This window comes from Syntrophotalea acetylenivorans (assembly GCF_001887775.1).
GTDB classification, from domain to species: Bacteria; Desulfobacterota; Desulfuromonadia; order Desulfuromonadales; family Syntrophotaleaceae; genus Syntrophotalea_A; species Syntrophotalea_A acetylenivorans.
Genome location: NZ_CP015519.1, coordinates 2,990,141 through 3,003,832 on the forward strand (window position 1 = coordinate 2,990,141; position 13,692 = coordinate 3,003,832).

The window sequence follows — 13,692 nt, forward strand, 5'->3', positions numbered from 1 at the left end:
GACAGGCTTTTTCTGTTTTGAACGAATCCCTTAAACGCCGTTATTGTTTACCCCTCGCCATAGGCGATGTCATCACCAGCATGCTCTCGCCCTTTACCTGGGGCCGTCGGAGTCATAAATATCAGGACTCCCTGCGAATTCCCGATGATTTTTTCGGTATAAATATCGCCTCCTCCGAAGACGAGCGTTGCGATGATTATGTTTTGGAACGTCTTAGAGAACTTGGCATTGATAATGTGCGGTTGGGATTCAGTTACTGTAGTTTTGACGGCCCGGCGGCCAGGTTTCTTGAGAAACTTCTTTCTGAGAAATTTGAGGTAACCCTGGTCGTTTTACCGCCCTTGGAGATGGCCAGAGAAATGCTTGCGGATAAGGGCGTGCAGGAACAATGGCGGTCCTTTGTTGCCGAGGTGTTTAGCCGCTACGCCCAGCGTGTTGCGGTTTTCGAGATTGGAAGCACCCCCAACCGCAAGAAATGGTCCGGTTTTCATCCTCGCAGCTATCTGCAGGCCTGGGAGATCGCCTGCGAAGCGGCAAAAGACCATGCCGTCATTCTGGCCGGGCCAAATATCCAGGATTTTGAGCCGTTTTACAACGCCGCCATTTTGTCCGCCATGGGGCGTCTTTCACGAGCCCCCGATATTCATACCAACAACTTGTTTGTCGAGCGGGTGGTTGAACCCGAGGCCTATGACCATCGTGTCCTTGGGCGCTGGGCGACCAACCTGCTAAAATTCAATCTGGCCAAAAAAGCGCGTATCTTAAAGTCTTTGGGAAAGAGGGTCGGTTGCCGGCAGTTTTTTTCGACCTGCAAGTTCTGGTCGACCAAACGGCTGCGGCGCTGGTCTCTCTATCCGCAGGATAAGAAGGTCGATTACCTGGCCCGCTACTTGGTGCTGGCTGCTACCAGCGGTTCTCTGGGCCGGGTTTACTGGGGGCCGATGATCTGCGGGCGCGATGGGCTGATTGATGACCTGGCCGAAGACTATCCCACCATCGACCATTCAAGCTTTTATAAACGGGTTCGCGGAGATATCGAGGACTTTACCGTGACCCCGGCATTTTTTGCCCTCGGCCATGTTGCCCAGCGCCTGCGCAATGCTTACTGCGACCATGCTTTTAGCGACGCCAACGGGATCAGTCATTTTGCCTTTACCGGTGCTGAAAACGAAGTGTTTCATATCTGCTGGTGCCGGGACGGTCAGGCCTATCGCCTGGATGAACTGTACAGCGCGGAGCAGTTGGCCGACGCTGTTTTCACCAATGCCTGTGGCAAAATCGTCGATTTGCCTGTGACGATCAATGAACGACCGCTGTTCATCGATTTCCCGCGGTTGACCGGCCAGCAGCTGCCTGAGCACCGATCCGCGATGGCAGGGAAAAAAGCAGATGTCTTCTATGTTGCCCAGCCCAAGGTGCAGGCCTTTCCCTGGAAAAATCGTCACTGGCGCGGAGCTTTTACCAGTATCGCCGAGTTACCGTCCCCGGCGCTTGGCGACCTGTTGGCTCCGGACGAAGTGGTGCAAAGAGCCGAACTGACAGTATTGCGGGATCGGCGCAACCGGCTGTGGAATATCGCTCATCCCCTTGATGAGAAGCAACAGCTGACGGTTAAATTCAATCGCCCGCGGGGCAGTAAGCGGCTGCTTTACCTCTTCAAGCCAAGCAAGGGACTGCGCCACTGGAATACCGCCTCCAGGATGCTGCACAAGGGCATCAGCACACCTTTGCCCGTAGCCTTTTATGAACGTCACCGCTTCAGCGGGGTCAGGGACAGTTATTATATCTGTCAATATATCCCCGGAGCGTTTTCCTCGCGCCAGGTCTGCAACGCCTTTCGACAAGGACAAAAAGAGTACCGGGGGCTTGATAAACAGCAGTGGTTTGACTTGCTGACCGGCTTTATTTGCAATATGCACAATGCCGGCATCCTGCATCGGGACCTTTCCGTGGGCAACCTTATGCTCACCCAGGATGATGACGGTAAAATCACCCCTTATCTGATCGATATCGGTCGGGCCAAAGTGGTAAAAAATACCCTTGGTGGCCGCCAGCGCATTCTGGATCTGATGCGAATCTGTTATAAACTCGATTGGCCGGATCGCGAACTGTTAATCCAATGTTATAGCCAGCATTGGGGAAGATCATTCTCTTCGTATTGGCGGTTGGCGGTTAAATATTATGACATAAAGCAAGGCGGCAAAAAGAAGCTAAAAGGGAAGCTTAAGAAAAAACGCTGAAAGATTTATGCTCCGATGTATTGGCAGGTTCAGGTGCAAGGTCTTATTTAATGACCTGGGTTGAATTAACGCAGATCATGTCCTGTTCAGTAGAGAGAATTAAATGAGACATATGACCCTGAAAACAAAGCTGATATTGTCCGTCAGTATTCTGCTGGTGTTTGGTTTTGTGCTGACCAACGTCAATCACTACCGTGTCTCTACCCGCTCGATCCGTAAAAACATCGTTGAACATTCTCTGCCGCTGACCCGCGACAATATCTATTCGGAAATTCAGGCCGACCTGATGCGCCCCATCTTTATTTCGTCGCTGATGGCCAACGACACCTTCCTCAAGGACTGGGCTATTGGCGGCGAACAGGATAAGGGCAAAGTCCTGCGCTATCTGCAGGAAATCAAGGATCAATACGGTTTTTTCTCAACCTTTTTCGTCTCGGAGCAAACCGGGCTTTATTACCATTTCAAAGGAGTGCAGAAAAAGCTCAGCCGGGAAAATGACCACGATGTCTGGTATTACGACTTCAAGTCCCTGAATAAACCCTATGATCTGGTTGTCGATACCAATGAGGCCGAAGAAAACAGCCTGACTATTTTCATCAATCATCGCCTTAACGACTACCAGGGCAAACTGCTTGGGGTGACCGGTGTCGGATTGAATATGGAAATGGTCGCTGATCTGCTCAAGTCTTATCGTCAACGTTATGACCGGGATATCTACCTGGTCGATCGCGATGGATTGATCAAGGTGCACAACGACCAGAGTCTGGTAGACCGGGTCAACATTGCCGACCAAGAAGGATTAGGCGAGGTGGCTTCGCAGGCGGTGAAGATTAAGCCCGGAAGTGATGCTCTGGATTTCTGGCGAAATGGTCGACATATCCTTCTGGCTTCGCGATATATCCCCGAGTTTGAATGGTTCCTGTTTGTCGAGCAGGACGAAACAACGGCGATCGCTGAAATCCGCAAGAGCTTTTATAAAAACCTGCTTTTTGATCTCGCCATTATTCTGGCGATCCTTGCCGTCACTGCTTATACCGTCAATCGGTTTCAAAGCCGATTGGAGGAGATGGCCACCACCGATAAGTTGACCGGTGTTTGCAACCGGCGGGAGTTCGATCGCTTTTTTGATGCGGCTGTCTACCTCCACAAAAGGCAGGATGCGTCCTTTTCTGTCATTTTGTTGGATGTCGACGGTTTTAAGACGATCAATGATCAGCTCGGACATATGGCGGGAGACCATGTGTTGAAGGTGATTGCCAGACTAGCCGGCGAAAATATTCGGCAAAACGACCTGGTAGTGCGTTGGGGTGGGGATGAGTTTGTTCTTCTGGTGCATAACGACTTGAATCATGCCTGGCAGGTGGCGGAACGCTTGCGGAAGCAGATTCGCAGTCAGAATATGTTGGCTGTGTTTACCAACAATGGCGCCGATGAGTCGGTCACCATCAGTTGCGGTGTGGTGAGTTATGAGGCCGGAGAGACCCAGGATCAACTTATGATGAGGGTCGATGGGGCTCTCTATGAGTCCAAAAAGGAGGGCAGGGACCGGAGTGTAGCTTTCCCGACCATTGTCTCGTAGTCGATAGAGGCCGATTGAATCAATTGCGGTCAGTAGCTGGGCCGGTGCAGTTCGTTGAGGCAGAGTTATCCACAGAGTTTGTGGAAAATCTCCCCTATGCTCTGAAAGAGGCCTTTGTTATCCCGTGATTTTACAAAAGAATCATCCGTTTGCCTAAAAAATAATCAGATACAAAAGTCATCTTTCCCGTCGATAAATGTAAAGGCCCGTCTTCGCAATCGCGAGACGGGCCTTTAAGCACTGGTCACTGTTATCCGAGCCTATTTGTTGAGGCGTTCTTCGCCCCACTCCCTATCGAGGAATCGGTCTCTACCCGAGTTATAACGGTAAAACTTGTAGCGCAGCGGATTTTTTTTGTAGTAATCCTGGTGATACTCTTCGGCAGGATAAAAGGTTGAGGCCGGTACGATTTCGGTGACGATGGGCTTGTCGAAACGTCCCGATTTTTCCAAAGCTTGTTTCGATTCCTCGGCCAGCAACCGTTGCTCTTCATTCAAATAAAAAATCCCCGAACGGTACTGGTTGCCCCGATCGACAAACTGGCCTTGTCCATCGGTCGGATCGATGTTCATCCACAGGATCTCAAGTAGCTGTGGATAACTTATTTGTGACGGGTCGAAGACAATTTCAATGGCCTCGGTATGACCGGTTCCGCCGGCGGAGACCTCATTATAGGTTGGGTTGAGCTTCTGTCCGCCGGTATAGCCGGAGGTCACGGAAAGCACTCCCGTCAGTTTTTCGAAAGGAGGCTCCATGCACCAGAAGCAGCCTCCGGCAAAGATCGCCAGTTCTGTGTTGGCCGCCACGGCGGCCGTTCGTTCATTTTGCATCATCTCCCTGTCCTTTTTGTCTGCGGCCACCACCGTAAACAGTCCGGCGGCAAGCAGGGTGAGTACCAGAAATACAAGTCGTTTCATAGTCGCCTCCTTGTCTGTTTCACGACCCAACTTTATGCAAACCCGGACTATTTATACGTTACGAAATTGAGAGCAGCGGAATTCATGCAGTAGCGCTTGCCGGTGGGCGCCGGACCATCATCAAATACATGGCCCAGATGACCGCCGCAGCGGGGGCAAAGCACTTCGGTGCGTACTATGAAAAATTTACGATCCGTTTTCAATTCCACGTTTTCTTTAGCGATCGGTTCATAGAAGCTTGGCCACCCGGTTCCCGAGTCGTACTTGGTCTCGGAGCGGAACAGCTCAAGTCCGCAACCGGCGCAGGTGTAGATGCCCGCCTCGTGGTGATCGTTATATTTGCCGCTGAAGGCGCGCTCTGTCCCTTCTTCGCGGAGCACATGGTACTGCATGGGTTCCAGTTGCGCTTTCCACTCCGCATCGCTCTTAATGACCTTTTCGCTCATAACGTATTCCTCTTGCTCGGTTGAAAAGACACGAATCGATTCCGCCTTTGCAATACCGTCACCCAAAGGTACGGATAGCAGCAGAGCGGAGAAAAAGAACAACTGAAAGATGCTTCGATAGGCCATTGTTAAACCTCCTTGCTTTCATTTATGGTTATTTGCACCTTAACGCAAGCCGGTAAAGGAGCGGGCAAGGATTGGTAAAGATTGTGTAAAGCTATCCGATTATTTTACCCCGGGGCGAGATCGGAGCGATAGGTAGGGGGAGGGCGTAACTGCTCTTACCCAGCACAGATTACTCGTCACGGCCCTTGCCCGGTAACCAGAACCAGATACGCGTCCGGTCGGCATCGCTTTCTGCGCCGACTTTGCCGCCGTGGGCTTCGATAATCTGTTTGACGATGGCCAGACCCAGGCCGGCGCCGCCGGCTTCGCGGGAGCGGGAAGCATCGGTGCGGTAGAACCGCTCAAAGATCAGGGGCAGATCCTTTGCGGCGATAGGGGCGCCGTTGTTGGTGAAAGCCACTGTGACTCCCCCTTTGGTCTCCTCGGTTTCGACTGTCAGGTTTCCTTCGGCGGGAGTGTATTTCCAGGCGTTTTCAAGTAGATTGCGGACCGCTTGCAGTAGCTTATCGCGGTCGCCGCTGATGCGGTTTGCCTGTGGCTTGATGGTGCGAGAAACCACGATGCTCTTTTCTTCGAAATTAGGCTGGTAGAGGGCCAGCATTTCAGCGATCAAATCGCCCAAGTCCAGCTCTTGTCTGTTGAGGTAGGCATCGGCTGCGTCGGCCTTAGCCAGCTGCTGTAGATCCTCGACCAGATGCACCAGGCGCAGGTTCTCCTCTTGCAGCATGGCGAAGGTTTGCTTCTCCGGCGGCAAAACCCCGTCGCTAAGACCTTCCAGGTAGCCGCGCAGGTTGGTTAAAGGGGTCCGCAGTTCGTGGGCCACATCAGCGACCATCGTCTTGCGTAGCTTTTCTACCCGTTCCAGGCTGTCGGCCATGGAGTTAAAGGCACTGCCCAGCTCTCCGACTTCATCGTTAACCTTGACCTCGACACGGGTGGTGAAGTTGCCGGCGGCCACTTCGCGGGTCGCCGTCACCATCTGCGACAGGGGGCGCAGCACTCGGCGAGTAAGCAGATAGCTGAGCAGCAGCGCAAGCAGCAGGCCGGCCAAGCTGGCCCAGAGCAGATAGTAGTTGATGGCGGTGAGAAAGGCGCGATGGGTCTCCACCGGTTCGATCATGTAGTCATCCATCAGTACCATGAAATAGTTCGCCGCCAGGCGGTCGATGGCCAGCCAGATAGTTAGTACTATTACGGCAATCACCGGCACCACATTGACCAGTAGCAGTTTCCAGAGCAGGCGCTGTTTGATCGGCTCTTTCATGGACTCACCCTTCCTCGTCGGCGAACCGGTAGCCGAAACCACGCACCGTGTGAATGTAGCGGGGCGCATTGGGATCGTCCGCTATCTTCTGGCGCAACTTGCCGATGTGCACATCCACCACCCGGTCGATCACCGCCTCGCCGTGATCATAGAGTCGGTTCAGCAGTTCCTCCCGGCTCAATACCCGGCCCGGCGAACGCATCAGAGCGTAGAGAAGCTTGTATTCAACGGCCGTCAGGGTCACCGGTTGATCATCCACGGTCACCCGATGCTTTTCCAGGTCGAGGGTCAAACCATCGTGTATAAGAACATTGGGAACATCGGTTTTAGGTGGTGCGGCGGGCCTCATTCGACGCAGGATGGCTTTGACTCGCTCCACCAGCTCCCGGGGGCTGAAAGGTTTAACTACGTAGTCGTCTGCCCCCAGGGATAGACCCAGCACCCGGTCGATTTCCTCCTCACGAGCGGTCAGCATCAATATCGGTACGTCTGATACCTTGCGCAATTCCCGGCAAATCTCCCAACCGTCCATCCCCGGCAGCATTACATCCAGGATTACGAAGCCGGGTTTTTCCTTCTGTGCCGTTTCCAGAGCTTGCGCACCGTCATGCACCTTCAGAGTGGTGAATCCTTCTCTTTCCAGGTAGGTTGTCACCAACGCCGCTGTGTTGCGGTCGTCTTCGACGATCAGGATCGGACCGGGCAGGTCGGCAGGGTTCATGGGTGGGCTCCGATATGGATTATTTGTGGCGGGTGAAAAGTTGCTGTCATTATAACAACTTTCCGTTGCAGGGTGGAAGGGGCGGAGTTGGTTTTTAGGTTGACAACCGGAAGGTGGCGCAAGAGAATGTTTTTTGCTTCATTGGGTATGGCTTATTTATGCGAGAGGTAAGCACTTAGAAAAAATAAGGACAGGCCTCTGTTTCTTAACGTTAGTTCGAAGTTCCTGGGAGAATTTCTTTAATTTTCAGAAATTCAGTATACTGTATCAAGAATTCAAAAGTTTCTGATTCCTGTCACCTGTGTGCTCGATAACTACAATGGCCGCGTTCGTATCGTGCGGCGCTAAGAGAGAGGCTTGTCGATGAGTGAGGAACTTCGTATTCCCATCAGCGCCAGTGTACGCCATATTCACCTCTGTCGCGAAGATGTCGAGGCGCTCTTCGGCGCCGGCCATCAGCTTGCCCCCGCCAAGGCGTTAAGCCAGCCCGGGCAGTTTGCCTGTGAAGAGACTGTCTCCGTCTGCGGACCCAAAGGTCGTATTGAGCGCGTGCGGGTGCTCGGCCCCGAGCGCGAAGAGACGCAGCTTGAAATATCCCGCACCGACGAGTTCAAACTCGGCGTTGATGCACCGGTCCGCGCCTCGGGTAAGCTCGAGGGCACGCCTGGTATCCGCCTCGAGGGCCCTCACGGTGCCGTGGAGCTCGAACAAGGCGTGATTCAGGCGGCGCGACATATCCATATGACACCGGCCGACGCCAAGCGCTTAGGTGTTGAGGATGGGCAAATGGTGATGGTGCGCGTGGGCGGCGAGCGCGGGATCATATACGATGATGTGCTGGTGCGGGTCAAAAAGAGCTACGCCCTCGATATGCATATCGACACCGATGAAGCCAATGCGGCGAATTTAGGCTCCGATGCGTGGGGCGTACTGATCAAAGGCCCCACCGAGGTTGCCCCTGACCCCAACGATTGAACGGCAAGAGCGAGACAAGGGGCACGGCCGGAAACGAAAGTACTGCCGAAAATCCAAATGCAAATAACGGTGGGAGAAGACTTGACAAATAGAGCTGTTGGTCTGTCTCTAATACGTATTCCTTGGTCCGGGGCAAGCGATTTTAAGGCCGTGTTTGCGGTGTTTAAATCAGCCGCGAAAAAATCCTTTCTGAGCGCCATATAACCTTGCGTCTTCTTCATAAAGTGGTGTTTTATAGTAGAGTATTGACTGAGGCGATGATTGCACGGGAGTCGGGGGAGTGATGGCATTGGACAAAAAAACAGTGGTACTCGCGGTGTTGATCGGCGTTGTTGCCGGAACCGGAGCCTATACCTTTAAATATGCCAAGGGCCTTTCCTACCTCAGCGCCGAACCCAAGGCCTGTGTCAACTGCCACATTATGACGCCTCAATACGATTCGTGGCAGAAGTCCAGCCATCATGCGGCCGCCACTTGTGTCGACTGCCATCTCCCACACGATTTTATTGGGAAGTACATCGCCAAGGCGGAAAACGGCTGGCACCACTCAAAGGGCTTCACTTTGCAGGATTTTCAAGAGCCCATCATGATCAAGGGAAAGAACCGCCAAATTCTTCAGCGCAATTGTGTCAAGTGCCATGAAGATATGGTTCATGAAATGTTCCGGCAGGATATAACCAATCCCGATGCAGTCAGCTGCGTCCATTGCCATGCTTCAGTAGGTCACGGTGAATTGCCGACAAGCATCGGCGGAGCGGATCGGGGAGAAGAAAGGGAGAGGATAGGCCATGAGTGACCTGAGCAAAAAACGCCGCGGTCTCGGAATTTTCATTGGGCTGATAGTGGTCGTCGCAATTGCTGCTGTGGCGGTAACCGCATTGCTGACCAATGTTTTCGAGCGCAAGAGCGAAGGCAGATCGCCGTATTTGCGGTTGGTCGAAGTAAACGAGGATACGACCGATCCAGCAATATGGGGAAAAAACTGGCCGAAGCAGTACGATGGTTATAAACGCACTGCAATTGCCACCCGCACACGTTTCGGAGGCCACGGCGGCAGCGAAGCGCTGCCCGAAGAAAAGATAGAGCGTGATCCGTGGCTTAAGCGCATGTTCCTCGGCTACGCCTTCTCCATCGATTATCGCGACCGCCGCGGCCACGCATTCATGCTTTCCGACCAGGAACAGACCGAGCGACAAACCAAACCGCAGTCGGGCTCCTGCATGCACTGCCACGCCTCGATCATGCCCGTGTACCGTGAACTCGGCGATGGTGATGCTCTGGCGGGTATGAACAAAACCCACGCCATGTCGTATCAGGAACTCAATAAAATGGTCCATGAGATGGGGCATGCACACCCGGTCTCTTGTGTCGACTGTCATGACCCCGATACGATGCAGGTCCGGGTAACCCGCCCGGCCTTTATTGTCGGAGTGCAGCGTCTTGCGGAATCCGATGCACCGGTTCCGGCCATCCCTTCTATAGATATCTGGCGAAAGGGTTCGCGTTCCAAGCCCTATGACCCGAATGTCGATGCTACTCGCAACGAATTGCGCTCCTTTGCCTGTGGCCAGTGTCACGTGGAATACTACTGTTCTTCCGACTTTCCGCTCACCTTTCCCTGGAGCAACGGCCTGAAGATGGAAGATCTCGAAAAGGACTGGGACGAAACCAAATTGACCAGCGGGGCACGTTTCTACGACTACAAACATAAGGAATCCGGTGCTGAAATCCTCAAGGCACAGCATCCGGAATTTGAACTGTGGAGTCAGGGTATACATGCTCGCAGCGGCGTTTCATGCTCCGACTGCCATATGCCGTACCAGCGCGATGGAGCATCCAAGGTTTCCGACCACTGGGTGCGCAGCCCGTTGTTAAATGTTAACCGGGCCTGCCAGACCTGCCACCATACCAACGAAAAGGAACTCCTCGCCCGGGTTGATTCTATCCAACAGAAGAACTTCGATCTGCTGCAACGTGGCGGAACGGCACTGATGGGGCTGCTTGATGCGGTTCAGGAAGCCAAGAGCGCCGGGGCGACCAGTGAACAGCTCAAACCTGCGCTTGAATTCCAACGTAAGGCGCAATGGCGACTTGACTATATTGCCGCAGAAAACTCCATGGGATTCCACGCCCCACAGGAAGCGGCCCGTATTTTGGCTGAAGCCGCCGACTATGCCCGCCAAGGGCAGGTCGAAGCACTTAAACTGGCAAAATAGAGACCTCCACCACACACAAAAAAGGCCGCATTTCGATGCGGCCTTTTTTGCGGCAACGCATCAAATGCAAGCGACTGATAGTTTATGGAAGGTGCGATGAAAGAACTTCTCGAAACGGCAAGTATTTTGGCTGAGAAGGCCGGCGAACACATCCGCCAATCGGCATCGCAACTGCGCCAGGTGGATTACAAAGGCCGAGCCGACATGGTCACTGATGTTGATCGGCGGGCGGAGAAAATCATTCTCGAAGGTATCCGTCAGGCCTACCCCGACCATGCGGTGCTGGCCGAAGAATCGGGCGAAAAGGAGGCTCAAAGCGATTATCGCTGGGTGGTCGACCCCCTCGACGGCACCACCAACTTCGTCCACGGCTACCCCTTTTACTGCGTCTCCATCGCCGTGCAATATCGTCAGGAGACGGTGGCCGCCTTGGTGCTGAATCCGGTTCTGGACGAACTCTTTTCTGCCCTAAAAGGGGACGGTGCCCATCTCAACGGAAAACCGATCGAGGTTTCCCCAACCTGCGAACTATCCAGAGCCCTGGTAGCTACCGGCTTTCCCTATGAGTTCGGCGAACACTGGGAGCATTCCATGACCCTGTTCGAAACTTTTTACCGCAACTGCCACGGGGTGCGCCGGGACGGCGCAGCAGCTCTGGATCTTTGCTACGTGGCGGCGGGGCGCTTCGACGGTTTTTGGGAATATGAGTTGCAACCCTGGGACGTGGCGGCGGGCTTGCTGATTGTCCAGGAAGCGGGGGGCAAGACCACCGACTTCAAGGATAATCCCAGCGGCATTTGCGATGGGCAAGTCCTGGCCAGTAACGGCCGGATTCACGATGAGATGCTGCGGGTGATTGGCTCACATGTTGTTTAGCACCTGAAGAAAACCACGCCCCTGTTTGGGCCAACATCATTCCCATCCCGGAATTCAATGGAAGATCGACACACAGTACTCAGATATTGGTTCGGCAGAGACCCTGATGACCCCGGATTAGCAAAGGAGCGTGCTTCCCTCTGGTGGTCCAAGGCCCCCCAAACCGATAAGGAAATCCGCGAGCGGTTCAAACCATTGGTCCTTGCGGCCGGCAGGGGCTTTCTCGGGAACTGGAAGTCGACGGTTCACGGCAGGTTGGCTCTAATCCTGCTCACCGATCAGTTTCCGCGCAACATTTATCGTGGCCAACCGCAGGCTTTCGCTTTTGATGGCATCGCTCTGGAGTTGAGCCTTAAGGGGCTGGCTTCGGGGGAAGACCGTCTGTTGAAACCCATCCATAGAGTGTTCTTCTATCTGCCTTTGGAACATTCCGAGGTACTTGAGCACCAACATCGTTCCGTCGATCTCTTTCAGGAATTGGTTCTTGAAGTTCCCGAAAGCAGGAAACAGTTCTTTGCGGGCTTCTTGAACTTCGCCATCCGGCACTGCGCCATCATCGAGCGGTTCGGCCGGTTCCCCCATCGCAACGCGATCCTCGGTCGTGAGTCCACGCCGGAGGAGGTCGAGTTTCTCAAGCAGCCCGGGTCATCCTTTTGAGTCGGCTGATTTAGAAAATAAGGGTGTTCTTCGTTTTGAAGCGCGGATTTTTGATAAACTTGGACCTGTGTTGCGGTATTTTTAACTAGCTGGCCTCAAAATTGAAGTGCTACCATTCCGACGTCGGGACAGAGAGCTTCTGGTGACTCTGGAGCTTGCCGTACTCTCCTTCGGTCTCGGAACCTGTTGACCGGTTTTCTTCATCAGGCGGTGCACAGTTCCTCCGGGATTGCACGAGCTCTCGACCTGCCGCCCGGTCATCGCATGATCGGCGGCCTGATGATCAGCCATCCGGAAATGGAATATGCACGGGTTCCTGTGCGCAAGCCTGCGGTGGTGATTTGGCGGTAAAGTCGAAGTTACAGTTTTAGATTCCAGCAGGTCGTGAAAAGCCTCAGATCCGGCGGGTCGCGTCCCGCCAGACGCCCTACTTTTGTCCAAGCAACAAAAGTAGGCAAAAATGGCTCCACTGCGTGGGGCATCAACTTGTCAGTAGGGATCCTTTAACAGACCCACCTGAAATTGACATTGATCAAGGCAGCTCCTACCCGTTATTTTATATCTTTAAAACAAAAAAATACCCCAAATGCCAAAAATACGAACCCTACACACCGGGACGGCCTCAAAGGGAGACATGTATGGAGACTTCAGTAAGCGTTAAACCATCGCTGGCTATAGCGATTCTCAAAAGCGGGCTTGATGTGAACGTGCCCATGTTCCTCTGGGGGCCCCCTGGAATCGGCAAGTCCCAAATCGTGGCTCAGGTGGCTGCGGATCTGGATCTGCCGCTGATCGATGTGCGAGCGGTCCTGCTGGACCCCGTCGATCTGCGCGGCGTCCCGTCTGTTGAAAATGGCACGACCCGTTGGAACCCTCCTAACTTCCTGCCCACCGAAGGAGAGGGATTGCTGTTCCTCGATGAACTTTCCCAGGCTCCTGAATCGGTGCAGAGTTCGCTGCTGCAGCTCGTATTGGATCGTAAACTCGGTGAATATTCCCTGCCTGACGGCTGGAGAATTCTGGCTGCGGGCAACCGGGTGACGGACGGTACCTTTAGTCGGAAAATCAGCAAGGCGCTCGGTTCCCGTTTTGCGACTCATCTCGAACTGGCTACCGACCTGGACGAATGGTGCGCCTGGGCTATGAATAACGACGTGCCCTCGGAAATTATCGGTTTCTTGCGCCTGCGGCCCGATCTGCTGCATCATTTTGATCCCAAAGCCCAGGGCAATTCCTTTCCCTGCCCACGGGTCTGGGCCAGTGTCGGCCAGTTTATGGGCAAGCTCCCTTTAGAGGCGGAACTGCCTTTTTTTGCTGGGGCATTGGGCTTCGGAGCCGCTGCTGAATTTACTTCGTTCCTGCATATTTATCGTGACTTGCCGGACATCGAATCGATTATGCTCGATCCGGATAAATCGGACGTCCCCGAAGAACCTTCGGTTCTTTACGCCCTTTGCGGTGCCATGAGCCGAAAAATTACGGAAGAAAATGCTTCGCCGGCTTTTCGCTACATGAAGCGATTGCCCTCAGAATTTCAAGTGGTCTGGCTGCGCGATGCGCTGCAAGCCCAACCCAAGCTGGCGACCAGCAAGGAATTCACCAAATGGGCCAAAGAAAACGGCGATCTGCTGCTGTGATCGCCCAGTAGGTCTTTTTAATTCAACTGTTTCTGCCG

The 13,692-nt window shown here is 53.6% G+C and carries 13 protein-coding genes; 9 read left to right on the top strand and 4 right to left on the bottom strand.

Annotated elements, in window-relative coordinates; genetic code table 11:
• The first annotated feature begins 17 nt into the window (after positions 1–17).
• Both A7E78_RS13700 and A7E78_RS13705 read left to right on the top strand, forming a co-directional pair.
• Entirely contained in the window at positions 18–2,240 is a 2,223-nt protein-coding gene (locus A7E78_RS13700; protein ID WP_072284789.1) for a lipopolysaccharide kinase InaA family protein, read from the top strand.
• 103 nt (positions 2,241–2,343) lie between these two features.
• On the top strand, positions 2,344–3,819 hold the full coding sequence (locus A7E78_RS13705; protein WP_201258009.1) for a sensor domain-containing diguanylate cyclase: 1,476 nt from the start codon (positions 2,344–2,346) through the stop codon (positions 3,817–3,819).
• Positions 3,820–4,079: 260 nt separating this feature from the next.
• On the opposite strand, the gene msrA is transcribed toward A7E78_RS13705, so the two are convergent.
• From msrA to A7E78_RS13725, 4 genes are all read right to left on the bottom strand, one after another.
• Positions 4,080–4,736, bottom strand: coding sequence for a peptide-methionine (S)-S-oxide reductase MsrA (gene msrA, locus A7E78_RS13710; protein WP_083553152.1), 657 nt, complete (start codon positions 4,734–4,736; stop codon positions 4,080–4,082).
• Positions 4,737–4,783: 47 nt separating this feature from the next.
• Positions 4,784–5,308 (bottom strand): peptide-methionine (R)-S-oxide reductase MsrB, encoded by a 525-nt coding sequence (gene msrB / locus A7E78_RS13715; protein ID WP_235606756.1) that lies wholly within the window; start codon positions 5,306–5,308, stop codon positions 4,784–4,786.
• Positions 5,309–5,477: 169 nt separating this feature from the next.
• Complete coding sequence (locus A7E78_RS13720) at positions 5,478–6,572, bottom strand: sensor histidine kinase (protein ID WP_072284790.1); 1,095 nt, start codon at positions 6,570–6,572, stop codon at positions 5,478–5,480.
• A 4-nt stretch (positions 6,573–6,576) separates the two neighbouring features.
• Positions 6,577–7,293 (bottom strand): response regulator transcription factor, encoded by a 717-nt coding sequence (locus A7E78_RS13725; RefSeq protein ID WP_072284791.1) that lies wholly within the window; start codon positions 7,291–7,293, stop codon positions 6,577–6,579.
• 363 nt (positions 7,294–7,656) lie between these two features.
• Between A7E78_RS13725 and pduL the strand changes: the two genes are divergently transcribed.
• The 7 genes from pduL (at position 7,657) to A7E78_RS13755 (ending at position 13,654) form a co-directional block, all read left to right on the top strand.
• Positions 7,657–8,268 carry a phosphate propanoyltransferase gene (pduL, locus tag A7E78_RS13730; protein ID WP_072284792.1) on the top strand — a complete coding sequence of 204 codons (612 nt, stop codon included), beginning with the start codon at positions 7,657–7,659 and terminating at the stop codon, positions 8,266–8,268.
• A 289-nt stretch (positions 8,269–8,557) separates the two neighbouring features.
• On the top strand, positions 8,558–9,064 hold the full coding sequence (nrfH, locus tag A7E78_RS13735; protein WP_235606757.1) for a cytochrome c nitrite reductase small subunit: 507 nt from the start codon (positions 8,558–8,560) through the stop codon (positions 9,062–9,064).
• Positions 9,057–10,484: an ammonia-forming cytochrome c nitrite reductase subunit c552 gene (locus tag A7E78_RS13740; RefSeq protein WP_072284794.1), complete on the top strand. Its 1,428-nt coding sequence runs from the start codon at positions 9,057–9,059 to the stop codon at positions 10,482–10,484. Before nrfH ends, A7E78_RS13740 begins: the two co-directional genes overlap by 8 nt.
• Before the next feature lie 96 nt (positions 10,485–10,580).
• Positions 10,581–11,360: an inositol monophosphatase family protein gene (locus A7E78_RS13745; protein ID WP_072284795.1), complete on the top strand. Its 780-nt coding sequence runs from the start codon at positions 10,581–10,583 to the stop codon at positions 11,358–11,360.
• Positions 11,361–11,417: 57 nt separating this feature from the next.
• On the top strand, positions 11,418–12,017 hold the full coding sequence (locus A7E78_RS13750; protein WP_072284796.1) for a DUF924 family protein: 600 nt from the start codon (positions 11,418–11,420) through the stop codon (positions 12,015–12,017).
• 186 nt (positions 12,018–12,203) lie between these two features.
• Positions 12,204–12,368: a nitroreductase family protein gene (locus A7E78_RS15115; RefSeq protein ID WP_158516120.1), complete on the top strand. Its 165-nt coding sequence runs from the start codon at positions 12,204–12,206 to the stop codon at positions 12,366–12,368.
• A 287-nt stretch (positions 12,369–12,655) separates the two neighbouring features.
• On the top strand, positions 12,656–13,654 hold the full coding sequence (locus tag A7E78_RS13755) for an AAA family ATPase (protein ID WP_072284797.1): 999 nt from the start codon (positions 12,656–12,658) through the stop codon (positions 13,652–13,654).
• Positions 13,655–13,692: the final 38 nt, after the last annotated feature.